Raw genomic sequence first — 21,251 nt, forward strand, 5'->3', positions numbered from 1 at the left:
CCTCCTTTGTGATTGCTACTTAAAAAGTTGGGCGTGCGTGCCGATTCGCGCTAGGTAAATTGTATCATCAGCGATTTTATAAATCACTAACTTATCGCCACCGATATGAAACTCCCTATATTTGGCATATTCCCCATTTAGTGCGTGGTCGTTTGCGCTTGGTGGTAGTGGCTTATCATTAACTAGTAAAGAAAAATACTCTATCATTTTGTTAAACTCACTATCGCTTAACCGCGCCTTTGATAAGTCGTTTATAAACTTTTTCTCGCGTTTTAGTTTCATCGCTTATGCTTTCGCTTTTAGTGCTTCAAACTCGGCTTTTAGCTGCTCAATCGTTACAGATTCCAAATTCACGCCTTTTTCGATATTTTCTATCACTTTTCGCGTTTCTTCGTTTGGAATCTTCCCCTCGCCTTGCAGTTTAAAAGGTATCGCATTTTCGCGTATCACGGCTTTGGCAAAGACATTAAACGCGGAGCTAAGATTTAGCCCCATATCGTTTATGATACTCTCAAATCGCGCCTTATCGTCCTTATCCATTCTAAAGGTTACATTTATGGTTTGGTGCTGAATTGGGCGAATCGTCTGTGTTGTTTGCATTGCAAGCTCCTTTTTGCTTTAATTTGAAATACAAATAAGGCATTATACCATATATTGCACTATTTTTGGTAGCACAAAATTGACAAGCAAAATCTATTAAGAAGCAACTTTGCAATGCAAAAATACACAAAAAAAGGCGTTAAAAGCGTATTTTTATAGCTCTATCGCTCGTTTTAGGTCTGCGATTAAGTCATCGGCATTTTCTAGCCCTACGCTTATGCGGACATCAGCAGGGTGGATTCCTGCGGATTTTAGCTCATCGTGCGATAGCTGGGAGTGCGTAGTCGAGGCTGGGTGAATGATTAGCGATTTGCTATCGCCGATATTTGCCGTGATAGAAAATAGCGTGAGATTATCACAAATCTTTAGAGCTTCCTCATAGCTTTGCGCTTCAAAGCTAAAAAGCCCGCTAGAGAGAGAATCTCTAAAGTATTTTTTCACGCGCGAATGGTAGGGATTTGATTCTAGGGCAGGGCAGTCTACCTTTTTGATTTTTTTGTGGGATTCCAAAAATTTTGCGACTTTTAGGGCATTTTCACTATGCTTTTTGATTCTAAGGGGGAGAGTTTCTAAGCCTTGCAAATGTATCCAAGCCACTTGTGGAGCGAGCGTAGCACCGATATTGCGTAGCCACTCTGTGATGATACGAATGCTAAAAAAGGGCAGAGGCAAGCTAGAGTAGACTAGCCCGTGATAGCTCTCATCTGGGGTGTTAAACGCTGGGTAGCGTGGATTGTCCTTTAGCAGTGGGCTAAGGCTTTGCCCCTCGATAATCGCCCCGCCAAGTCCGCTTCCCGCGCCGTTAATGTATTTGGTAAGGCTATAAACGATAATATCTATGCCATACTCAAATCCACGAAACAAAAATGGCGTGCCTACCGTGTTATCACAAATCGTAGCGATTTTGTGGCTTCTAGCGATAGAGACTATGCCCTCGACATCAGGGATAGAAATCTGCGGATTTGATAGCGACTCAAAAAATATCGCCTTTGTCTTAGAATCTATAAGTGGCTCTAAAGTGCTTATATCATCGACATCAAAGCACCTAGCTTCTATGCCAAATCGCTTTAGCGTATGCACTAGCAAAGTCTGTGTGCCGCCATAGATTTTGTTTGCGTAGATGATATTATCGCCATTTTGGGCTAGATTGGCAAAGGTATAAAAAAGCGCGGCACTTCCGCTAGAAGCCACTGTCCCAAAGCTACCTCCCTCAATGTCGGCAAGCCTGCGTGCCAAAATATCGCAAGTAGGGCTTGTAAGGCGAGAGTAGATATTGCCTAGCTCTTGTAAGCCAAACCTTGCAGCTGCTTGAGATAAGCTCTCAAAGCTATAAGCCGTGCTTTGATAAATCGGCACGCTCAAAGTGCGCTCTCTATCATAAGTGTATCCTGCGTGCAAAGCAAGCGTTTCAGGTGCGTAGTTCGTATGTGGTAAATTTGGCATTGTATGCTCCTTAAGTGTGGTTTCGCGCTTTTACTTTCGCGCGTTTGATTTCGCACAATATTTTTTGACTTTTGGTTTTATAAAAAACTTTGGTTTTGAAAAATTGTGCGTTTTACAAATGGAAATATAGCATTAAAAATTAACAAACACAATATGTGTTTGCAATTTTTTGCAAAATTTTGCCAAAAACTTAACAACTATATAAAATGCACCAAATAATAGAGCATTGCAAAAATTGTCTTTGCCAAACCTCACAAATCGCCCACAAACTATCCCTAAAATCCCCGAGCCCTCCAATACAATCAAAGCGCAATCTAAAACACAATCGTTTTGTTGCCGTTTATAAACACCCTATCGTGTAGCACCAAGTCAAGCGCGTGGGCGAATACACTTTTTTCGACATCGCGCCCCGCCTTTTGCATATCCTGCCAGCTGTAAGTGTGGTTTATGTGGATAATGTCTTGGGCGATGATTGGTCCCTCATCAAGCTCGTTGGTTACAAAATGCGCGGTCGCACCGATGATTTTCACCCCTCGCGCAAAAGCCTGCTTGTAGGGGTTCGCCCCGATAAATGCGGGCAAAAAGCTGTGATGAATGTTTATGATTTTGCCCTCATAGCGCGAGGTAAAATCACTCGATAAAATCCGCATATACTTTGCCAAAGCAAGCAAATCGGGCGAAAATCGCTCAATAATCTCGCCTATCTTGCCCTCGTGCTCCTCGCGCGAAATCCCATCGCTATCCACCCAAAAAAACGGGATAGAAAATCGCTCTACAAGGCTTTTTAGCTCGACTCTATTGGCGATGACAGCTTTTATATCCGCGTTTAGCTCGCCGCTTTCTTGGCGCAAGAGCAAGTCGCCTAAGCAGTGATTTTCTTTGGTGGCTAGGATTATGAGGGATTTTTTGCCCGCTTTTTTGAGGGAGATTTTTGCTCCACTTGGCAGGACGGATTTGAGTTTGGATTCTAGTGTGGCTTCTAGCGCGCCTTGCGCGTGAGAATCTAGCGCGGGATTCTCGCTATTTGTAGAAATGTCAGAATCTGTGGCTAGATTTTGGCTAGATTTTGTCGCGGTGTATGAGTTTTGGGTAGATTCTCTATTGTCCTTTTTCACAGCGTGTGAGGTGTGCGAGATATAGTTTTGTGCGCTTTCTTTACTTTCCCCCTCCCGCAGCACGAGTGGGGCTAGGGGGTGGGTTTTTGTGCTAGATTTTGTGCTTTGTGCTAGATTTTGCGCTTGGCATTCCAAATCAGCTCTAGAATCTAGACTTGCACTACCCACCACAAAGCTCGTGCGCATAAAAAACAGCCCATTTTCCCTATCGACATACTCATCTTGCCGCTCGATATTTGCACCCGCTTCATAGAGTATGCGCGAGATTTTATAGACTAGCCCCGCGCTATCTTGCGTGGTGATTAGTAGAGTGTAGTGCATTTTCCCTCTTTAAGTAATGTAATTTTTAAGCGCGATTTTGCCTTGCCAAATCACTTATACACATCGCCGCGAGATTGCGCCTTGTAGGCATAAATCAAAATCTGCTCATCGATGATTTCATACAGCAGGCGATATTTGCCGATTCGCAAGCGGTATTTGTGCGATTGTCCTTGCAGCTTCTTTATATCAAGCGCGTTGTCAAATGGATTTTGCGCGATTTGCTCGAGCGCAGATATAAACTTCGCGCTTACTTCGGGGTGGGTGTGCAAAAACTTTCGCACCTCTTTATTCATATCAACCCTATACTTCATAGCCCTAGCTCTTTTTTGACACTCTCTAGGCTGTAAGTTTCCCCCCGCTCAAGCTCTTTTCGCGCTTTTTTCCACGCTTTGTAGTCGGCTTTGGTTTCTATGGGGAGTTTTTCCTCTTTTGATTTGCTTAAATCCCGTGTTTTGCGCAATTTTTTAGACTCGCTTATTTTGTGCGATTCGCTTACCTCACGCACACCGCGTAGCAGTCGTATCGCACTCATAATCTCGCTTTTATTTTTCTCACTGATTTGGACTTGCAGTGTCATTGTTACTCCTTTTAGAAATTTTTAGCGATTATAGCACAATTGCCCTTGCAAACTTTGCCAATCGCTATTTCAATCAAAGCCAAAGTAGCCAAAATCGCGTTATTGCTCATAAGCCCTAAAGGGTAAAGAAATTTCGATTACTTCAGACAAATCAATATCATATTTGCCATAATTATCCATAAAAATTTCCTCACAATCAAACTCAACCTCCACAACCTCGCCATTTTCTTGTGTAGCTTGTTTGATTGTTTGAACGATAGATTCGCTATTTTGCTTCGCCACTCGCTTAACTTCATTAGTGGCTAGTTCTGCTTCCTCGCTGTCAAATGGTGCTAACAATAGCACAAAGCCATCGCCATACTCAAATATCCCACTGCTAACATAATCAATATCAAAATCTTTGATATTGTCTTGGAAAATTTTTGTAAGATTTTGCGCTAAGTCTTGGCATATAGCGTTATCATTTGGGTTTTTCATCGTGTATCCTTTTTAAAAATCATCAAATAATTTTGCGTCTTTAGGTTTTAATCTCCATTCGCCCATTTGTTTATTTGGGATAGCAATATCCTATAAAATATCGCTAATAAGAGCCTTTTCAGGCATTATTCCATTTTTAAGTAGCGGTATTACTTCTAGGCAAATATCATCAAAAGTAACGCGTCTATTTTGACGCTCACAACCACGCAAAAATGAAAGCACAAAATAACGCGCTCTTGTTTTTATGTCAATAAAATGACTTTTGAATCTTTGTCCTTGCTTTATGTGATATTTCCCACTTGTGCTATCCAAATCAAAGTGTTGATTTATAAGTGGTGTTAAGTCTTTATACATTTTCCCTAGTTCGTGGTAAAATCCAAGCTCTAATCCTCGAATCTGCAAATCAGCATAGATTTCCTCCAAAGTCGCCCCATCATCTCGAGCGATAAGTGCTTCAATGTTGTTTAGCACAAGTCCTAAAGTATCGCCTATTTTTTCTTTGATAAGTGTTCTTGGATTATGCACTTTACGAAAATATAAAATCAACTGCCCAGCTAATACGCTTTGTTTATTTTGTCTTTTGATAAAGCTTGTTTGTCCATTATCTTGCCTAACACTCGTAACATATTCAAAACCTGCATTTTCTGCCGCATCTACCAAAATTTGCCATAACTGCGGGTCTTGGTGTTGAAAAACAAAGGCTAACCAGCGATTGAATTTCAAAACGCGATATATTTCACTTAAACTTTTTTTCATCAAACTCACATACTCATCACGGCTTTTTTCTAGGCTACCTTTCTCAATACATTCTTTTTCTTTTAGCCATTTATCCACAGGCAAATCAAGCCAAACATTCCACATTGTGCTTAAGTCTAAATAAGGAATCTTTGCCCCATAAGGTGGGTCAGTATAGATAAAATCCACGCTTTGGGATTCAATCTCGGCTAGATTTGTCGCGTCTGCTTGAAAGATTTTTTCGCCATTTGTTTTAGATTCTAGAGAATCTGTTTTATTTAAATCTTTTCTTTGCGCAATCATCGCACCTTTGAAGTCTTTTATAATGCGTGTCAATGGCGTAAAATACGCATTATAAAAGCAGGGGGAATTGTGGTGTATTTGCTTGCTTTTTATTACATACTTTATCTTGTTTGCAAAAGTTTTTGCACTATCTAATATTGTTGGTTCTTTTGCTATTCTATACCTAAAATGCCGAAAAGCTCCAGAATCACCACCTCCTGTTTTTGATTTATGAAAAGTTAGATTGATAGATTTTACTGTATTATAAAATGCCAAAAACAAAGAATAGCGCATTTCTTTATTTTTAGTAGTTTTTCGCATTATAAGTTTGCGTAAGATAGCAAGTTCGGCTAGTTGTGTCTTGCTAAAAAGTCCTAGCACACTTGGCACATCGCTACCCTTTGGCAAAATCTCATCTTTGGGAATCCATAGCGTTAAATCCTGCATTTTAGTCGTAGCAATCTCGCCAAACTCTTTGTCAATAGCATTTGGATAGTATTTTGCGCCCTTTAGCAATGCCTTTGCTTCTTTGTCGTTTTTGGGACGCAGGGACTCAAACTCGCTTAAAATCTCTTCGCTTAAGTCGTGCAAATCGCCTAAATTGACTTTGGCACACAAAGCCTTTACCATAAAGATAGAGAGCGGGTTTAAATCCGTGTGAATCCCAAAGCGATTGTTCATCATCGCTTCAATCGCGGTAACGCCACTGCCACCAAAGCTATCTAGCACTATGTCGCCATCACTCGTAAATGCCTTAATGTTGTCTGTTACAATATCCCAGCTTTGGCGAGTAAAATATGCAAGACAACCATAATGACGCTTTGCAGCTCGTTTCTTTGGCTTTAATCTAGGCTTTGGAATCTCTCTGCTTAGATACCACTCATCTGGCTTTTTGGAGGCTTGTGGCTTATTGAGGACTTCACGCAGTGATTGCAAAGGCGTGGTAAGGACATTTGCCAAATCGCCAAACTTTGAATCTAAATCATTTTTTAAATCAATCTCAAGCAAAATCTCTTGCTTAGCTGTCTCATAGATAATCAGCACTTTACCATTGCAAAGCGCGTAAAGTGGGGACTTTATATCTTTGTTTATCGCATAATAAAAGGCTTGTCGCTCATTGTCGCTTTGTGGTGCGATGCTTTCTTTTGGGGCTTTAGCATCAAGCACACAATGCACTTTAGAATCCATACAAAGCAAATAATCAGGGATAACTATATCATTGCTTTTTATGCGTTTATTTGCACCTATCACGGTATCGCTTTTTAGTGCTACCGAACGCTTTACACTTAGATTTTCTTGTGTATTTGTCCCCTCAAAGCCTAGCCTATCAAGCAGTGGCTTTATGATTAGCTCACGCACAGAATCTTCTTTAAAATCCTCATTATCTAGCAGCGTAAAGTCAAAGTTTTCTAGCATTGCCAAATCCTCTAAAATCTTTTAATAAAAGCTAGCATTATAGCAGGTTTATCTTAAATCTTGGATTTGGCAAGATACTAGATTGTTTAGGATTTTAATTGCGCTTTAGTTCATTAAAAATAAATTATGAAAAATATAATCATTTTACTTGACAGAGTTATAAAAATTGTGATAGTATCCGTGTCATCACTTTTTAAGAGGTGTTTTTAAAATAGTTTCAAAAAAAAAGGAGAAAAAATGAGCAAGCAGGTTGTAGAGGTGTTTGCAAGAGCATTTTTTATACAATTTGCTTTTGCCTTTATGTTTTTCCTTGTTTTTCCATATTTGCTTTCTTTTATTGGGAGTAGCTTTGAGATTGCCTATCTTACGGATTGGGGCGAGAGGGACAAAGATTTACTTGTGGAGAAGGCTTTGTTTATGGCGTTTGTTTTTGGACTGGGAGGAGTGCATAGCGCGTATAGGCTTAAGCAAGAAAGTCGAAGCGATATAGCACGGACGACAAAACGGTTTTTGCTCTGCTTTATCGCCGTGTTTGTCGTGCTTTTGGCTTTGCCATATATTATCGCGCATATCCCTGCGGACTTTTTTGCCTCCTTAGCAGAGCAGTGGCAGCAACACACTTTGTGGGTAGCTTTTAGCCTTGCTACGATGAGTGCTTGTGCCGTAGTTTTGTGGTGCTACTTTTTTGGCAAAAATGTCGGGCAGGCTACTTCTTAAAATCTCATTTTGTTTATGGCTTGATGAGTTTGTTTGAGGTGGCAAATCGCAACCGCCTAAGCTACCTAAGCGAAAAGCCCCCAAGTGTGTCAAAAATCGCGCCTACAAAAAGGCTTGCGCTTGATTCTATGAGATTGTCCATAAATGAGTCGATTTTGTTTTTTTCTAGCCACCGCTGCTCTTTGACTTTGCTTAGGGTTTTTAGCTCCTCTATGGCGTCATTTTGCGAGCCTAGCGCGTCTATGAGCCCTAGCTCTAGCGCACTTTTGGCACTAAATATCTTGCCCTCCGCAAACTTGGTAGAATCCTCCTTTTTTAGCCCTCTAGCCTCTATCATATCGCTTACGAAAGTATCGTATTCCTCGTTTATGAGGTTTTGGAGGAATTCCCTCTCTTTCTCACTCCACGCGCGAAATGCCGTGCCGATTTCTTTATACTCTCCTGCTTTTAGCACACTAGGCTTGTAGCCGATTTTGCCTAGCAACTCCTCGATATTGCCCCCTGCGAAAATCACGCCTATGCTACCCACTAGGCTTCCACGATTTGCGTAGATTTTGCGCGCATAAGCACCCGCATAATACGCCCCACTTGCCATAGTGCCTTGCACATGGGCGACTACGGGGAGCTTGGTATTGAGCTCTTTTATCAAGTCTGCGATTTCTACACTCGCACCCACCGCGCCACCGGGCGAGTCTATGACAAGCAGCACGCCTTTTATGCTAGGATATTTCTCAATCTGCTCGATTTGCGTGCGCACGGAGTTTGCATCCAAAATCGCACCTTTTAGGTGGATTTTGGCAAGATTTGGGATTTGGGCTGGCTCGCTACTTGCCCCCAAAATCAGTAGCACGATAAACAAAAAAACTAGGGCTTTAAAATACTTAGTGATAAAATCTAGCACACCTACCACACCTCGAAAAATCCCACCAAAAAACTTGCCAAAAAATTTAGAAAAAATGCCCATTTAGCACTCCTTAAACATAAAATCTATATTCCACGATTCTGCGTGATAAAAATACTTAGCGATTAAAAATACTCAAAACACAAAAAGCTCAAGTAAGCACGCTTAAAAAGCCCAAACCCGCGCTTCAAACATAAAGCAAAGATTGCATATCTCTTATAGCCCTCTCTAGCCCTACGATTACGGCGCGAGAGATGATACTATGCCCGATATTTAGCTCACTTAGGTAAGGGACATTTTCTACGATATTTCTCACATTTTGGTAGTTTAGCCCGTGCCCTGCAAACACACCAAGCCCAAGTTCATTTGCGATTTTGGCACAAGAGCTAAGAGAATGGATAGAATCTTGCATCTTTTCGTGTAGCTCATCGTGTGTTAGGGTAAGGTAGTTTATGGCGTTGTGCGTGCGTTCTATGTTTGAGTAGAGGGCTTGATAGATATTGGAGTAGTTACCTGTGTGTAGCTCAATACCTGATGCGCCGTATTGCTTGGATAGCTCTATGGCTTCCAGCTCGGGGTCTATAAAAGTAGCTATATAAATCTTGCGTGCGTTAAACTCCTCAATGATTTCTTTTATTTTCTTTGAGCGCATATTTAGCCCGCCCTCTGTGGTTAGCTCCTCTCTATGCTCTGGCACAAGCGTTACTTTGTATGGCTTTAGCTCGCACAAAATATCTACAATCTGCTCATCACAAGAGCATTCGACATTTACGGGGATATTTGAGCTAGCCACTACTCGCTCGACATCATCATCTTGGATATGCCTGCGGTCTTCACGCAAGTGCAAAGTGATTTGCTCTACACCACAATTTTTGGCGATAAATACCGCTTCTAGCGGGTCTGGGTAGTTGATTTTGCGGGCTTCTCGCAAGGTGGCTATGTGGTCTATGTTTAGCCCAAGCGCGATTTTTTTTGCCATAGATTCTCCTTTGTGTATGGTTATTTGTTTTGAGCTAGAAATCGTTTGTGTAATTCTAGCGCAATTTGTTGTTGATTGTTGCTAGTGGGTGGGGATTTCAAAAAATCTAGCGCAATAAGTAAATGCTCTTTGCTAAGCCCCCCTACAAAGCGGAAAATCTCCTCACCGCTATTATCCAAAAACAAAATCGTGGGCGTAGCGCGGATATTTAGCGTGCGTGCTAGGGATTTTTTTGTGATGAGAAACTCTGCTGAGCTTTGGGGTGTGATTTTTTGCGCGGATTTTTGTGTAGTTTTTTGCTGTGTTTTTTTGATGAGAGAGGGGAGATTTATTTGTAATGATTCTTTGGATAAAATATTGATAAAGTAAGCTTGGTAGTGGGATTTTAGCATTTCTTGCAGGGCTTTAGATTTTGCAATGTTTTGGATAATGTGCTTGCAAGGAGTGCAAAAAGGCGAGCCAAAAAACAGCAAGATAGGCTTGCGCGTAGATGAGGTGCTATCTTTTGCTAGTATTGTGGAATCTAGCAAAAAGACTTGATTGCCACTAGATAAACCACCAAGCAAATCATTGATAGACAAATCATCAAAAGGCTTATTATTGCCTTTGTAGCCAAAATCCTGCTTGTCAAATTCTCGCGCAAAATCGCTAGAATAAGCAAAATCTAATTTGGATTGCGTGCTAGATTGCAAGCTAGAATCTACGCTAGATTCGTATCCCGCATTATGTGCTTGGTAGCCTTGAGTATTTTTGCTATCTTGAGTATTTTGGCAACCACACAAGACAAGCAAAGGCATTAGCAAAAAAAATATCATAAAAATCAATGTGTGCTCATCTCTATGATTAGCCTTTGAAGCAAACATAGCAAAAAAGCGAAAAATCCTAGAAAGCCTATCACATTGCTTATTTCGCGCACCACCTAGAATCCTATATTGGCATATAATATTTTTTGGCATTGCTAGCTAGTGGCGTGAGATAAGGTTTTTTAGCGAGTTTTCTATTTCAGCGAGATTGCGCACTTCCTCAATTAGCCTGCCTTTTTTGTCAAACAAATACACAACCGAGCTATGCTCTATGGTGTATTCTAGTGCGGAATCTTTTTGTTCGATTTTGCGAGAGTGAACGCCATAAGTCTTTTTTATCGCTTCTAAGTCCTCTTCCTCAAAAATCAGTCCATACGAGCGAGCATAGAAATGCTTAGCATAGCTATCTATCGCGCTCAAACTATCTCGCTTTGGGTCTAGCGAGACAAAAAGCAAGACAATCTCGCTAGAGTCTTGCAGATTTTCTAGCGCATCTGCTAGGAGCTGCAAAGTCGTGGGGCATACATCTGGGCAGGATAAAAATCCAAAATACACAATCTTATACTTCCCATCAAAATTTGCCATATCCACCACACCCTGCATACTTTTTGCGCCTTTGAAGTCATAAGAATGACTTTTTTGCACACTCCAATAAGCAAGCGCACCCAAAAACGCAATACTAAGCAAAATCCCCAAAGCGCGAAATATACCCGAGTTTGGATTAGATTTGGGGGGTTTGATAGTCTCTGCCATACTTACTCCTTAAACCTTATCGATAAATATCAAAATCCACTGCAAAGCCCAAATCCTGCCCCTCATCATAGAGTTTTAGGCTATATTGCATCACTTCCTCTATGCACACAGATGGTATAAACTTGCCATCATAGCGATTTTCCCCTGTCTTTTTAAAAGTGATGATAGTCGTGCCCATATCCATATTTACACCCACTAGCCTCCCCTCTAGTGCGCGAAAATCCGCCCCCTCTACACGAAAGGTTGTGTTTTTTAGGGCGCGGACACTCTTTGGTATCATCTCTACTGTGATTTCTATGGGGTCGCTATTTGGCATAACCACTTCTGTGGAGCCAGATTTTCGCGCTTCTTTTGCGCGAGTTCTGCGGGCTTGTGGGCTATCGCCTGCTAGTTTCAAATCACACACACGGCGATTTAGCAGACAATTTCTTTTGGGCTTGTCATCTTCTTCCTCTGCTGCTTGGGAGGCTTTTGGGTTGTTTTTTAGGCGTTGGCTTACGCTTGTGATTGAATGAGCTATGGATTCTGTGGTGGTAGTAAAGGAGCTGTTTTGAAGTGCAAACACGATAATCCCGCACACAATCATAATACCCGCAAAGATAGCAAACTTGTTGTTATTACTCATTAAGCATTCCTTAAAGATTCTTAAGCAATTCCTCTACTTGTATAAAATCTTAAACCCTTTTGGTTAATTAAAGTTAATTTTGCGTGTGCTAGCTTGATAACTTTAGTGGTGGTGTGAATGCTCTTGTGAGTGAGAATCAGCCAAATCAGTAATCCCAAGATTTTGCAAGTGCTTATCAAGGTCTTTTCTAGCGATGATTGGGACTTGTAGTGTGGTGTTGGATTTGTCTGTGGAGAGTGTGAGTTGTGCGCTCTCTCCTGCCTTTAGTGGAGTTCGTAGCCCTATAAACATTATGTGAAAACTATTTGGCTTTAGTTGTAGGCTTGATTTTGGTGGGATTTGCAAGGAATCCACCTTTTGCATTTGCGAAGTTCCATCGGCTTTTTTTATGCTTTGGTGTAGCTCGGTGGCGTTGCTTATATCGCTAAAGGCTGCATTTAGCGTGATGATTTCATCGCTTAGATTTTCTACTACACCAAAGCTAGCACTTACCTTACTATCTGCGATACTTTCCACCACATAAAGCGTGGCTTTTATAGGGTTTTTGGGAGTGGTTTTTGTCGCGCTTTGGGCTAAGCTTGGGATAAGAAAAAAGCCTAGCAAAAAGCTTAGTGCAAATTTTTTCATAAATAAAACTCCTTTGTGATGTTTATAGGGCAATTTAAGCAAAAATCTTTCCATATCTTTTGGTGTGGTTTATCGGTGTTTTCTAAAAAGCATAAAAAGCGTAAAAAATGTGAAAAATTACAAAAAAGCGTAAAATCCAAAACTAAATAAAAACTTATGTGTGTAAAAAAAAGATAAAAGATTTTAAGAAAGTTTGCAAATGCAATTAAAACGCGATTAAAAAGTTTTTGTAAGTTTTTGTGTGAGAATCTTTTTAAGGATTTTATGACAATTTAAATCATATCTGCAAATACTATCACAAGCATTCGCCACCAAAGTGCAAAAGTGCAGAGCCCCAAGTAAACCCGCCACCAAACGCATCTAACAACAACAAATCTCCCTTTTTTAGTCTATGCTCGCGATAGATTTCATCAATTGCCATTGGGATACTTGCTGCAGAAGTGTTGCCGTATTTTTGCACGGTTAGCACGATTTGGCTTTCCTTTAGTGCAAGTTGTTCGCCCACTGCATTTATGATACGCAAGTTTGCTTGGTGAGGGATAAAGTGCGTTATGTCTTTTGGCGAAATAGCATTTTTGCTTAAAATGTGCTCCACATCAGCGATAAGCGTGCGCACGGCGTATTTAAATACTTCATTGCCTTTCATTTGTAGCTTGCCGTTGTAGTGTATGTCGTGGTTTGTATCGCTACTATCTTTGCTAGGGGCTTTGTCTGCTTTTTGTGGCGTCATTAGCAAATCAGCATACTTGCCATTTGCACTGATATGGACATCTAGGATAGATTCTGCTTTGTCTTTCGTGCGTGAGATGATAGCTGCTCCTGCACCATCGCCAAATAGCACACAAGTCCCTCTATCACTAAAATCTAGCACCGAGCTTACCTTCTCTGCACCGATGATTAAGATATTTTGATATGCACCTGATTCTATAAAACTCTTAGCGATTTTTAGCAGGTAGATAAATCCTGTGCAAGCTGCACTTATGTCAAATGCTGGGATATTTTGTATGCCTAGTTTCGCGCTGATTAGGCAAGCATTACTTGGCATAGCAGCAAAATCTGGGCTCAAAGTCGCACAGATTACCAAATCAATATCGCTAGATTCTAGGTTTGCACGCTTTATGGCAAGCCTAGCTGCTTCTACACCCAAATCGCTACTTCCCTGCGAGTCTAGCGCGAAGTAGCGTGTCCTTATCCCTGTGCGCTTGGTAATCCACTCATCACTTGTATCTAGCGTTTTTTCAAATTCGCTATTTGGCACACACCTAGATGGCGTAAATGAAGCAATAGAGCGCAGGGAGGCGTAATACATTTTTGTCCTTTTGCTAGGTGTAGTTTTAGAAAATCTTATGTTTTATTTGCGCTTAGAATCTACTTTGCGAATGCTTTTTCTATGCGCTCGCATACTTTTGATTCTAGTGCTCTTAGTGCTTGATATACAGCGCATTCTATGGCTCTCTCATTGCTTTTGCCGTGGCTTATGATTACGACTTTATTTACTCCTAGCAGTGGTGCACCGCCGTATTCTGCATAGTCCATTTTTTTCTTTAGATTTGCAAAAGAGCCTTTTAGTAGGATTCCCCCTAGTATTTTTATAGGAGAGGATTTTATGTCATCTTTTAAGATTTTGCTTACCGCACTTGCTACACCCTCTGCTGCTTTTAGCACGAGATTTCCGCTAAACCCATCGCAGACAATGACATCAGTGCTACCATTAAAAATATCGCCACTCTCTACATTGCCGATGAAAAATGGATACTCTTTCAAAAGTTTGAAAGCCTCTTTTGTGAGTTCGTTGCCTTTGGATTCTTCCTCGCCATTTGCTAGCAATCCTACGCGGACATTTTCATAGCCCATCACAGAAGTGGCGTATTCATTGCCCATTATGGCAAATTCTACCAAGTATTCGCTTTTGCAATCAGTATTTGCCCCAGCGTCCAAAATCATACTTGGTTTAGCCGTAGTAGTAGGCATAAGCGTGCAAATAGCGGGGCGAGAAATGCCCTTGATTCTGCCGATTCTCATCGTGGCTAGGCTCATAGTCGCTCCACTATGTCCGGGCGACACAAGCGCGTCTGCCTCGCCATTTTTGACAATCTCGGTAGCGACATATATAGAGGAATCCTTGCGCTTTAGTGCTTCTGTCGCTCCATCTTCCATACGAATATAATCAGAGCAGTGGCGCACGCTAAGACGAGATTTGAGATTTTGAGGTAGATTTGAGATGAGGGGGGAGATTTGGCTTTCATCGCCGACTAATATCGCTTCAAACTCACGCTTTTTCAATGCTTCTAGCGCACCAAGAACGATAGGGGCTACACCTTTGTCCGCTCCCATAACATCAACAGCTACTCTTAGCATACAATCTCCTTAAAAATTCTAGAAAAGAAGTAAAAACAGACTTAATAAGATAATTTGGTAGATTTTAGGTATTTTTAAATTTTTGTCGTTTATATTGAGAGTTTGCTCTTAGTTTTTTGTGCAAAAATCTACTTGTGAGCGACACCATAATATGCGACATAAACGACACCGCCAAATCAAAATATAGAACGCTAAATCCACCACCAAAAGTGGCAAAACCCTAAAATTTCACGCTAAAACAAAGTCTTGGTTAAAAATTAGCCTTTGTATTTGCCACTAAATTTATTTACACGATGAGGTAGCTTCCAGCTTCCGTCTTTGTCTTTGATAGGTTTTGCAAGAGTGATTTTGTAGTGTGTCCTGCGCTTTGCCGCTCGTGTCTTGCTTACTCTTCGCTTTGGGACTGCCATTTTATTCTCCTTTGTGATGATAGTCTAGTTTGATTGACTCGATTTCACTTTGCAAGATAAAATCTAAGTCAATAAAGCCATCAAAAAACTCAATAACATCAAATGTCTCTAAGCTTTGGCTTTGTGCATCCCAGAATCCATCTGAAATATACAAAACCAATTCTTCATCTAGCGTTTCTTGGTATTCCTCGCCACTTATGTCGCAAACTAGCGTGATTTCTCCGCTTAGCCTGCCCTCCAAAAGAAACAGCCCTTTTTGCCCTTGCCCCCTTGCTTCTTGTATCTCGCCACTTAGCTTTACTATGTCTCCTTGTATATCTTTTTCTAGGCTAAAAGATTTCGGTGTGGAGGAGATTTTGCGTGCTTGGATTTTCATTTAGATTTTGGTGTTTGCAAAATTGGCAAAATCAGCATTTGTAAAAAGAAGCTCCCTACCCAAAAATTTTCACAATCAACGCAGTCTAAGCAAAGCGTTCTTAGGATAGGCTATCTAGAAAACCTTAGAATCTGCTTTGAGTAGAAAACGACAAAATCCACAAAGCCTAGCAAATTTCGCGTGTGCTAAAGAAAAACGCAATTTCGATTTTGGCGTTTTCTAGGCTATCACTTCCGTGCACTGCATTTGCATCAATACTCTCTGCAAAATCTGCACGAATCGTTCCTTTTGCTGCTTCTTTTGGATTTGTCGCACCCATAAGTTCTCTATTTTTGGCTACGGCATTTTGTCCCTCTAGCACCATCACTACCACAGGACCACTTACCATAAATTCCACCAAATCCTTAAAAAACGGGCGTTCTTTATGCACGGCATAAAACCCTTGCGCATCGCTTACGCTCAAGCAAAGTTTTTTCATCGCCGCTATGCGCAATCCATTGTCCTCAAATCTCTGCACTATCTTGCCTATCACACCCTTTTCTACGGCATCTGGCTTGATGATTGATAAAGTTTGCTCCATAAAGTCTCCTAAAAAAAGTAATTTGTGATTATAATGCGCTTATGCTTAAATAATAATAAAAAATTAAACTTCAAAAAACCTCATTAGATAAAATCAAACTTTGATATAATGCCGATTTTGTATGTCGTGGATTTAGCACTACAAAACACGCGAGATTCTAAGCAGTGCTAGATTTTGCCAAACACTAGATTTCGCTAATGTTTTGTCAAACAAAGCCAAAATCCAATAAAAACCAAAAATCGCTTAAGGGCTAAAGCAAATGCAATACTCACAAGATAATCAATCAACCCCCAAAACCACTGCAAGCACGTCCACAAATACCCAAAGCCCACACGCATTAGAATCCCAAAAAAAAGAACACATACAACCTCACATAGAACCTATGGATTTTCCAAAATCTAGCGCAAAATCTAGTGAAAAATCTAGCGTTGATTTGTCGTTATCCGCGCTTGATTCTGCTTTAGCCCCACGCTCTATAAGCACCACAATGAACGCCCCGCATAGAATCAAACCAAATCAGCCAAGCAAAATCAGCGTGCGTGAAATCGCCACAAGCGAGCAATCAATCCAAATGAGAATCGACCCACACGAGCGAGATGAGATATTTGCCCTAGAGCTAGAGCAAAAAGATGAGGGACTAAATGTGCGCTATCTTATCTACGCATATATCGGGCTTTCGCTGTTTTTGCTCGTGTGTATGCCAAAGGTTTGGCTAAGTAGCACAATATACTACACAAGCCGTGATATAAACAAACTCCAAACACAAAGAGACTTACTCCAAGAAGAAAACAAACGACTTCAAAACGAGCGCGAAAAGCTCCGCTACCAATACCTAAAGCTAAATTCCCAACCGCAGTAATATAGCAATAAGGTGCAGCATAGTGTAGCGCAATAGCAATACCAATTTAGCGCAAGTAACCACAAATATGGCTAGCTGATTTTGGCGTTTTTAAGTTTTAGTGTTTTTTTATAAAACCCAAAAACACCCTAAAATACACACAAAAAAAATCTCAATTTTACTTTGCAAATTTATTTGCCAATATTGTGTTAATTTTGCAAAATATTTGGCTTAGATTCCAAGTTTTTTATCAAATTTCAACTTATTTTAAGAATATTTTGGTTAAAAAGCACCATTTGATTTTTGCTTGATTTGTGCTTGCTAGCCTTGCCAAGCCCACAAAATCCACCATACTAAAAGGAGTGTAACAATGAGTTTGATGATAAATGATGAGTGTATAGCCTGCGATGCGTGTTTAGAAGAATGCCCAAATGAAGCCATCATTGAGGGTGAGCCAATCTACCGCATAGACCCTGATTGTTGCACAGAATGTGTTGGGTATTATGATGAGCCAAGCTGTGTGAGTGCTTGCCCAAAAGATGCGATTATGCCAGACCCTGACAATGCTGAAAGTTTGGAAGAGCTAAAATACAAATACGAACAACTAAAAAATAAAGAATAAAAGATATAATGTTGCCCATATTTCTTGCAAACCAAGCTAAAGGGCAACAAATGGCAAAAGTAACCGCAGTCATTGACATCGGCTCAAACTCCGCTAGAATGGCGATTTATGAAAAAACAAGTCGCTATGGATTTCGCCTTATTTATGAATGTAAATCGCGAGTTAGGATTTCGCAAGGGTGCTATGAGAACAACGGAGCATTGCAAGAAATCCCAATGCAAAGAGCAATATCAGCTCTGAAAGAATTTAGGGCAATAGCCAAGCAATACAAGGCAAATAAACTTTTTTGTGTGGCGACTTCTGCGATACGAGACGCGCCAAATAGGGCGGAGTTTTTGCTCCGAGCTAGGAAGCAAAGCGGCATAGACATAAAAGTCATTGACGGGGAAAAAGAAGCGTGGTATGGTGGGCTAGCTTGCGCCAATCTCTCCCACAACAAAACAGGTATTACCATAGACATAGGTGGTGGTAGCACAGAATGCGCTATCATAGAAAACGGCACTCTAAAGGATTTAATCTCTCTAAAACTTGGCACGATTCGACTAAAAGAGTTGTTTTTTGACCATCATAAAAATATTGATTCTGCTAAGGAATTTATCTTAGAAGAGTTAGCCAAACTCCCACCACATTTTGTGTGTGAGAATGTATTTGGGATTGGTGGGACGATTCGGGCGATAGCCAAAATGATAAGCAGGCAGGCAAAATACCCCATAAAAACTATTCACGGCTATGAAGTAGAAGTAAGCAAAATGCGACCTCTCATACATAGTATCTACAAAGCAAAAGAGGAGGATTTGGAGGGGCTAGGTGTCCCGCTTGATAGAAAAGACAATATTAGAAGTGGTGCACTTATTTTTTCTATGCTTTTGGCTCACTTTGGGGCAAAAAACATTACCGCTAGTGGTGTGGGTGTGCGTGAGGGGGTTTTCCTTAGCGATATGCTTCGCACGCAAAAGCACCGATTCCCAAATGGCATTTTGCCTTCTCTTATCGCGCTAAAAGATAGGTTTGGCATCAACCAAAAAGTAGCAAAAAACCACACCAAGCAAGCCTTAGCGATTTTTGACACTCTAGCTCCACTCCATAAGCTAGGAGATGAGTATAAAGCCTACTTAAATGTCGCTTCACAGCTTTGTGATATTGGTAGTTTTCTAAACTTCTATGGCAAGTCCGAGCTTGGAGCGTATATCTTGCTAAATGGGCTTGATTATGGATTTTCTCATACCCAAAGGGCTGTGATATGTCTGCTAGTTCAGCATTTAGGCAAGCAGATTCCCAAAGATTCTGCCATAGCGCATATCAGTGAGATTATGCCACCATTAGAATCATTGCAATGGCTTAGCTTCGTGCTATCACTTGCTCATACGCTGTGTGCCACAGGGGAAGAAAAGCTAGCTTACACTTATGCAAGAGAATCACTACAAATCCACTGCAAATCCGCTCTATATCTTGCAAGAGAGGACATATCTAGGCTTATCCCACCCGCAAAGCTATCAGTAGAATTTATAACAAACTAGGATTTTATACCAAATGGCACAACACCGCAAAGACACTATAACTCCCAAGCTAAAAAAGCTAGCTACTTACTCAAGTGGCAGGTTTTTGTCTGGCTTTGTGAGTTTTTTTGGGTGGCTATTAGCTATTGTGCCTCATTGCGTGTTTTTGGTATTTGTAAAATCTCTAGGGCTACTTATGTATCGGCTAGATAACAAAAACCGCTACAACGATGCCAAAACAAACCTAGACTTCATCTATGGCGACACTCTCACGCCCGAGCAAAAAAAAGAAATCATCAAGCGATGCTATCAAAACTTTGCCTTTGTAATCCTTGAGTCTATCCGTGTAACCAATATCCCCTACCATAAGCACCAAAAGCGATTTGAAGTTATTGATGAGCATTATTTACTAGAATGCTTAGATTCCAAAGGTAGTGCGGTGCTTATCTCTGGGCATTTTGGGTATTGGGAAGCTATGGCGACATTTTTGCCACCTCGCTATCGCAAGTGTCAGATGGCAAGTCTAGGGCGACTTACAGGGATTGATTCTGTGGATAGCTTAATCATCTCTAGGCGTGAGTTTCAAGGCGTGAAGTTTATAAACAAAGCAGGAGCGTTTAAGCATTTGCTACGACTATATGGCGGAGGAAACGCACTCGCTGGGATACTCACAGACCAAAGTATGAACAAAAGCGAGGGCATAGAGGTAGAATTTATGGGCAAAAAAGCTACACACACGCCTATTGCTTCGATTTTATCTCGTAGGTTTGGTGTGGGTATCGTGCCTGTGTTTATTGATTTTGATGAGGGCTATTCAAAGTTTGTTGTGCGGTTTTTCCCTGCTATCTTTGCGCCACACACCCAAGACTCTAGCGCGGATATACTCCAAGCCACCCAAGCCCAAGCCAATATCACAGCGCACGCTATACAGACAAACCCAAAAAGCTGGTTTTGGTTTCATAGGCGTTGGAAAGAGTTTTATACAGATTTGTATTAGATTTTTAGGTTTATTTTGCACAACTCGACATACAATAGTATACATTTAGTATATGGTGTGCTTACATAAGTAGTGTTGGTTTTGCTAAATTTTTGTGAGATTTTGGGCTAAGACTTTGGATTTTATACGCTTTTTGCATAAAATCTTTTCGCAAATCAAAAAAAATTTGTTATAATCAAAGTTAATCTTTCGTAAATGAAAGATAATTTTTCTGCTTAGCTTTTAGTCGGGCGGATATTCTACTCCACGCGACATAAAGCGAAGTGATTCTACACAGCATAAAGGAGCAAAAAATGTGTGTGAATGTTTTGAAGCGGTTACAAGTAGTAGGTAAAGGTGTCTCTCTAGCGGGACTTATGTGTGGGGTAGTGGTAAGCTCATCTTTGCTAAGTGCTGCACCAGCGGACAACAGAGCAAAAGCAAAAGCAGCCACAAGTGCTCTCAAAGGCGATGAACGCAAAAGAGTAGAAGACGGTATGAAAGCTGTCCAAAGACGAGAAAGCTTCAATGAAGCTACACTTGAAAAAGGTAAAAGACGCTACAAATCTTGCGCGATTTGCCACGGCTCAAAAGGCGATGTAACAGCACCAGGGCAACTAGAGGGTAGAACTATCCTTGATAGAGACTATGCAGCACTTGTCAAAGAATTGCAAGACTATCGAGCAGGCACTGCGGATAATGGTGGGCTAAATGTCATAATGACTGTGAATATGGATGAGTGGACTGACCAAGAAATCCAAGATGTCTCTGCGCATATCAATGCTTTGCGTGCAGAATACAACCAAAAAGCAAAAGCAAAAGCTGGAGCTAAAAAGAAGAAAAAGAGAGATGACGATGATGACTAAGCATTAGTCGCTTAATCTTTTCTTTAATCTTTTTTTGTGGCTATGACTGCTAAGTCATAGCCATTTTTTTTGGACTTTTTGCTTTTATTAGATTCTGCATTGGATTTTGCTAAGACTCTTGTATTTATTTTGTTCTTATAGCTTTCTTGTGCTTTTCGCACATTTTAACTTCTTTTAGACTTTTTGCAATACTTCTTTGAAACTCTTTTTTTTGTTTTCAAGGTATTATAAAATAATTTGACTTGTGTAAAAAACGATTGCGTAAAAAATGCCTGCGCAAGAAGCCTCTTAAAACATATCTCTAAGTTTTTGCGCTCTGAAAGCACCCTCTCTTGGCACGGAGGGGATTTGGTGGTGG

The 21,251-nt window shown here is 40.8% G+C and carries 26 protein-coding genes; 6 read left to right on the forward strand and 20 right to left on the reverse strand.

Going from position 1 to position 21,251, the window contains the following annotated elements:
• Window positions 1-15 precede the first annotated feature (15 nt).
• The 8 genes from HMPREF2086_RS08325 to HMPREF2086_RS08360 form a co-directional block, all read right to left on the reverse strand.
• Window positions 16-282 (reverse strand): type II toxin-antitoxin system RelE/ParE family toxin, encoded by a 267-nt coding sequence (locus HMPREF2086_RS08325; protein ID WP_023928322.1) that lies wholly within the window; start codon window positions 280-282, stop codon window positions 16-18.
• Window positions 283-285: 3 nt separating this feature from the next.
• On the reverse strand, window positions 286-600 hold the full coding sequence (locus tag HMPREF2086_RS08330) for a type II toxin-antitoxin system RelB/DinJ family antitoxin (protein WP_023928323.1): 315 nt from the start codon (window positions 598-600) through the stop codon (window positions 286-288).
• Window positions 601-753: 153 nt separating this feature from the next.
• Entirely contained in the window at window positions 754-2,043 is a 1,290-nt protein-coding gene (locus HMPREF2086_RS08335) for an O-acetylhomoserine aminocarboxypropyltransferase/cysteine synthase family protein (RefSeq protein WP_023928324.1), read from the reverse strand.
• 314 nt (window positions 2,044-2,357) lie between these two features.
• Window positions 2,358-3,479: a formyltetrahydrofolate deformylase gene (purU, locus tag HMPREF2086_RS12550; RefSeq protein ID WP_023928325.1), complete on the reverse strand. Its 1,122-nt coding sequence runs from the start codon at window positions 3,477-3,479 to the stop codon at window positions 2,358-2,360.
• A gap of 50 nt (window positions 3,480-3,529) precedes the next feature.
• Entirely contained in the window at window positions 3,530-3,790 is a 261-nt protein-coding gene (locus HMPREF2086_RS08345; RefSeq protein WP_023928326.1) for a type II toxin-antitoxin system RelE family toxin, read from the reverse strand.
• Entirely contained in the window at window positions 3,787-4,056 is a 270-nt protein-coding gene (locus HMPREF2086_RS08350; protein WP_023928327.1) for a hypothetical protein, read from the reverse strand. The genes HMPREF2086_RS08345 and HMPREF2086_RS08350 overlap by 4 nt, the downstream gene beginning before the upstream one ends.
• A gap of 99 nt (window positions 4,057-4,155) precedes the next feature.
• Window positions 4,156-4,533, reverse strand: a complete 378-nt coding sequence (locus HMPREF2086_RS08355; RefSeq protein ID WP_023928328.1) for a hypothetical protein — start codon at window positions 4,531-4,533, stop codon at window positions 4,156-4,158.
• Between the two features lie 90 nt (window positions 4,534-4,623).
• The gene (locus HMPREF2086_RS08360; RefSeq protein ID WP_023928329.1) at window positions 4,624-6,966 is read right to left on the reverse strand and encodes a DNA methyltransferase; all 2,343 of its coding nucleotides are present in this window, start codon (window positions 6,964-6,966) and stop codon (window positions 4,624-4,626) included.
• A 237-nt stretch (window positions 6,967-7,203) separates the two neighbouring features.
• Here HMPREF2086_RS08360 and HMPREF2086_RS08365 point away from each other — a divergent pair, with 237 nt between their 5' ends.
• The gene (locus HMPREF2086_RS08365; RefSeq protein WP_023928330.1) at window positions 7,204-7,683 is read left to right on the forward strand and encodes a hypothetical protein; all 480 of its coding nucleotides are present in this window, start codon (window positions 7,204-7,206) and stop codon (window positions 7,681-7,683) included.
• Window positions 7,684-7,744: 61 nt separating this feature from the next.
• Here the strand turns inward: HMPREF2086_RS08365 and sppA are convergent, their stop codons facing one another.
• The 11 genes from sppA to ndk all read right to left on the reverse strand — a co-directional run bounded on the left by sppA (window position 7,745) and on the right by ndk (window position 16,095).
• Entirely contained in the window at window positions 7,745-8,647 is a 903-nt protein-coding gene (sppA, locus tag HMPREF2086_RS08370; RefSeq protein ID WP_023928331.1) for a signal peptide peptidase SppA, read from the reverse strand.
• A gap of 124 nt (window positions 8,648-8,771) precedes the next feature.
• The gene (locus tag HMPREF2086_RS08375; RefSeq protein ID WP_023928332.1) at window positions 8,772-9,563 is read right to left on the reverse strand and encodes a pyridoxine 5'-phosphate synthase; all 792 of its coding nucleotides are present in this window, start codon (window positions 9,561-9,563) and stop codon (window positions 8,772-8,774) included.
• Window positions 9,564-9,583: 20 nt separating this feature from the next.
• Complete coding sequence (locus HMPREF2086_RS10990; protein WP_023928333.1) at window positions 9,584-10,519, reverse strand: thioredoxin family protein; 936 nt, start codon at window positions 10,517-10,519, stop codon at window positions 9,584-9,586.
• Window positions 10,520-10,525: 6 nt separating this feature from the next.
• Entirely contained in the window at window positions 10,526-11,119 is a 594-nt protein-coding gene (locus HMPREF2086_RS08385; RefSeq protein ID WP_023928334.1) for an SCO family protein, read from the reverse strand.
• A 16-nt stretch (window positions 11,120-11,135) separates the two neighbouring features.
• Window positions 11,136-11,744: a hypothetical protein gene (locus HMPREF2086_RS08390; protein ID WP_023928335.1), complete on the reverse strand. Its 609-nt coding sequence runs from the start codon at window positions 11,742-11,744 to the stop codon at window positions 11,136-11,138.
• A gap of 102 nt (window positions 11,745-11,846) precedes the next feature.
• Window positions 11,847-12,371 (reverse strand): copper chaperone PCu(A)C, encoded by a 525-nt coding sequence (locus tag HMPREF2086_RS10995; protein WP_023928336.1) that lies wholly within the window; start codon window positions 12,369-12,371, stop codon window positions 11,847-11,849.
• A gap of 295 nt (window positions 12,372-12,666) precedes the next feature.
• On the reverse strand, window positions 12,667-13,680 hold the full coding sequence (locus HMPREF2086_RS08400; RefSeq protein ID WP_023928337.1) for a beta-ketoacyl-ACP synthase III: 1,014 nt from the start codon (window positions 13,678-13,680) through the stop codon (window positions 12,667-12,669).
• A gap of 59 nt (window positions 13,681-13,739) precedes the next feature.
• The gene (gene plsX / locus HMPREF2086_RS08405; RefSeq protein WP_023928338.1) at window positions 13,740-14,729 is read right to left on the reverse strand and encodes a phosphate acyltransferase PlsX; all 990 of its coding nucleotides are present in this window, start codon (window positions 14,727-14,729) and stop codon (window positions 13,740-13,742) included.
• Between the two features lie 257 nt (window positions 14,730-14,986).
• A complete protein-coding gene (rpmF, locus tag HMPREF2086_RS08410) occupies window positions 14,987-15,139 on the reverse strand; it encodes a 50S ribosomal protein L32 (protein ID WP_023928340.1) in 153 nt (50 codons plus the stop codon).
• A gap of 1 nt (window position 15,140) precedes the next feature.
• Complete coding sequence (locus HMPREF2086_RS08415) at window positions 15,141-15,515, reverse strand: DUF177 domain-containing protein (protein ID WP_023928341.1); 375 nt, start codon at window positions 15,513-15,515, stop codon at window positions 15,141-15,143.
• A 166-nt stretch (window positions 15,516-15,681) separates the two neighbouring features.
• Window positions 15,682-16,095 (reverse strand): nucleoside-diphosphate kinase, encoded by a 414-nt coding sequence (ndk, locus tag HMPREF2086_RS08420; protein ID WP_023928343.1) that lies wholly within the window; start codon window positions 16,093-16,095, stop codon window positions 15,682-15,684.
• 259 nt (window positions 16,096-16,354) lie between these two features.
• Here ndk and HMPREF2086_RS11000 point away from each other — a divergent pair, with 259 nt between their 5' ends.
• The 5 genes from HMPREF2086_RS11000 to HMPREF2086_RS11005 all read left to right on the forward strand — a co-directional run bounded on the left by HMPREF2086_RS11000 (window position 16,355) and on the right by HMPREF2086_RS11005 (window position 20,893).
• Complete coding sequence (locus HMPREF2086_RS11000; RefSeq protein ID WP_023928345.1) at window positions 16,355-16,954, forward strand: FtsB/FtsL family cell division protein; 600 nt, start codon at window positions 16,355-16,357, stop codon at window positions 16,952-16,954.
• 349 nt (window positions 16,955-17,303) lie between these two features.
• Window positions 17,304-17,555 carry a YfhL family 4Fe-4S dicluster ferredoxin gene (locus HMPREF2086_RS08430; RefSeq protein WP_023928346.1) on the forward strand — a complete coding sequence of 84 codons (252 nt, stop codon included), beginning with the start codon at window positions 17,304-17,306 and terminating at the stop codon, window positions 17,553-17,555.
• A 50-nt stretch (window positions 17,556-17,605) separates the two neighbouring features.
• Window positions 17,606-19,072, forward strand: coding sequence for a Ppx/GppA phosphatase family protein (locus tag HMPREF2086_RS08435; RefSeq protein ID WP_034561728.1), 1,467 nt, complete (start codon window positions 17,606-17,608; stop codon window positions 19,070-19,072).
• 13 nt (window positions 19,073-19,085) lie between these two features.
• Window positions 19,086-20,048: a lipid A biosynthesis lauroyl acyltransferase gene (locus tag HMPREF2086_RS08440; protein ID WP_023928350.1), complete on the forward strand. Its 963-nt coding sequence runs from the start codon at window positions 19,086-19,088 to the stop codon at window positions 20,046-20,048.
• Window positions 20,049-20,341: 293 nt separating this feature from the next.
• Window positions 20,342-20,893, forward strand: coding sequence for a c-type cytochrome (locus HMPREF2086_RS11005; protein WP_023928352.1), 552 nt, complete (start codon window positions 20,342-20,344; stop codon window positions 20,891-20,893).
• 23 nt (window positions 20,894-20,916) lie between these two features.
• On the opposite strand, the gene HMPREF2086_RS11710 is transcribed toward HMPREF2086_RS11005, so the two are convergent.
• The gene (locus HMPREF2086_RS11710) at window positions 20,917-21,054 is read right to left on the reverse strand and encodes a hypothetical protein (protein ID WP_156921329.1); all 138 of its coding nucleotides are present in this window, start codon (window positions 21,052-21,054) and stop codon (window positions 20,917-20,919) included.
• Window positions 21,055-21,251 lie beyond the last annotated feature (197 nt).

This window comes from Helicobacter macacae MIT 99-5501 (assembly GCF_000507845.1).
Classification (GTDB): domain Bacteria; phylum Campylobacterota; class Campylobacteria; order Campylobacterales; family Helicobacteraceae; genus Helicobacter_B; species Helicobacter_B macacae.

Excerpts from the sequence above, each read along its gene's own strand:
- HMPREF2086_RS08375 (WP_023928332.1), bottom strand. The coding sequence starts at position 9,563 with ATGGCAAAAAAAATCGCGCTTGGGCTAAACATAGACCACATAGCCACC.
- HMPREF2086_RS08440 (WP_023928350.1), top strand. The coding sequence starts at position 19,086 with ATGGCACAACACCGCAAAGACACTATAACTCCCAAGCTAAAAAAGCTA.
- HMPREF2086_RS10995 (WP_023928336.1), bottom strand. The coding sequence starts at position 12,371 with ATGAAAAAATTTGCACTAAGCTTTTTGCTAGGCTTTTTTCTTATCCCA.
- HMPREF2086_RS08415 (WP_023928341.1), bottom strand. The coding sequence starts at position 15,515 with ATGAAAATCCAAGCACGCAAAATCTCCTCCACACCGAAATCTTTTAGC.
- ndk (WP_023928343.1), bottom strand. The coding sequence starts at position 16,095 with ATGGAGCAAACTTTATCAATCATCAAGCCAGATGCCGTAGAAAAGGGT.
- plsX (WP_023928338.1), bottom strand. The coding sequence starts at position 14,729 with ATGCTAAGAGTAGCTGTTGATGTTATGGGAGCGGACAAAGGTGTAGCC.
- HMPREF2086_RS08345 (WP_023928326.1), bottom strand. The coding sequence starts at position 3,790 with ATGAAGTATAGGGTTGATATGAATAAAGAGGTGCGAAAGTTTTTGCAC.
- HMPREF2086_RS08360 (WP_023928329.1), bottom strand. The coding sequence starts at position 6,966 with ATGCTAGAAAACTTTGACTTTACGCTGCTAGATAATGAGGATTTTAAA.
- HMPREF2086_RS11005 (WP_023928352.1), top strand. The coding sequence starts at position 20,342 with ATGTGTGTGAATGTTTTGAAGCGGTTACAAGTAGTAGGTAAAGGTGTC.
- HMPREF2086_RS08400 (WP_023928337.1), bottom strand. The coding sequence starts at position 13,680 with ATGTATTACGCCTCCCTGCGCTCTATTGCTTCATTTACGCCATCTAGG.
- HMPREF2086_RS08325 (WP_023928322.1), bottom strand. The coding sequence starts at position 282 with ATGAAACTAAAACGCGAGAAAAAGTTTATAAACGACTTATCAAAGGCG.
- HMPREF2086_RS11000 (WP_023928345.1), top strand. The coding sequence starts at position 16,355 with ATGCAATACTCACAAGATAATCAATCAACCCCCAAAACCACTGCAAGC.
- sppA (WP_023928331.1), bottom strand. The coding sequence starts at position 8,647 with ATGGGCATTTTTTCTAAATTTTTTGGCAAGTTTTTTGGTGGGATTTTT.
- HMPREF2086_RS08355 (WP_023928328.1), bottom strand. The coding sequence starts at position 4,533 with ATGAAAAACCCAAATGATAACGCTATATGCCAAGACTTAGCGCAAAAT.
- HMPREF2086_RS08335 (WP_023928324.1), bottom strand. The coding sequence starts at position 2,043 with ATGCCAAATTTACCACATACGAACTACGCACCTGAAACGCTTGCTTTG.
- HMPREF2086_RS08330 (WP_023928323.1), bottom strand. The coding sequence starts at position 600 with ATGCAAACAACACAGACGATTCGCCCAATTCAGCACCAAACCATAAAT.
- HMPREF2086_RS08365 (WP_023928330.1), top strand. The coding sequence starts at position 7,204 with ATGAGCAAGCAGGTTGTAGAGGTGTTTGCAAGAGCATTTTTTATACAA.
- HMPREF2086_RS08390 (WP_023928335.1), bottom strand. The coding sequence starts at position 11,744 with ATGAGTAATAACAACAAGTTTGCTATCTTTGCGGGTATTATGATTGTG.
- HMPREF2086_RS08430 (WP_023928346.1), top strand. The coding sequence starts at position 17,304 with ATGAGTTTGATGATAAATGATGAGTGTATAGCCTGCGATGCGTGTTTA.
- HMPREF2086_RS10990 (WP_023928333.1), bottom strand. The coding sequence starts at position 10,519 with ATGCCAAAAAATATTATATGCCAATATAGGATTCTAGGTGGTGCGCGA.
- HMPREF2086_RS08435 (WP_034561728.1), top strand. The coding sequence starts at position 17,606 with ATGGCAAAAGTAACCGCAGTCATTGACATCGGCTCAAACTCCGCTAGA.
- HMPREF2086_RS08350 (WP_023928327.1), bottom strand. The coding sequence starts at position 4,056 with ATGACACTGCAAGTCCAAATCAGTGAGAAAAATAAAAGCGAGATTATG.
- HMPREF2086_RS08385 (WP_023928334.1), bottom strand. The coding sequence starts at position 11,119 with ATGGCAGAGACTATCAAACCCCCCAAATCTAATCCAAACTCGGGTATA.
- purU (WP_023928325.1), bottom strand. The coding sequence starts at position 3,479 with ATGCACTACACTCTACTAATCACCACGCAAGATAGCGCGGGGCTAGTC.
- rpmF (WP_023928340.1), bottom strand. The coding sequence starts at position 15,139 with ATGGCAGTCCCAAAGCGAAGAGTAAGCAAGACACGAGCGGCAAAGCGC.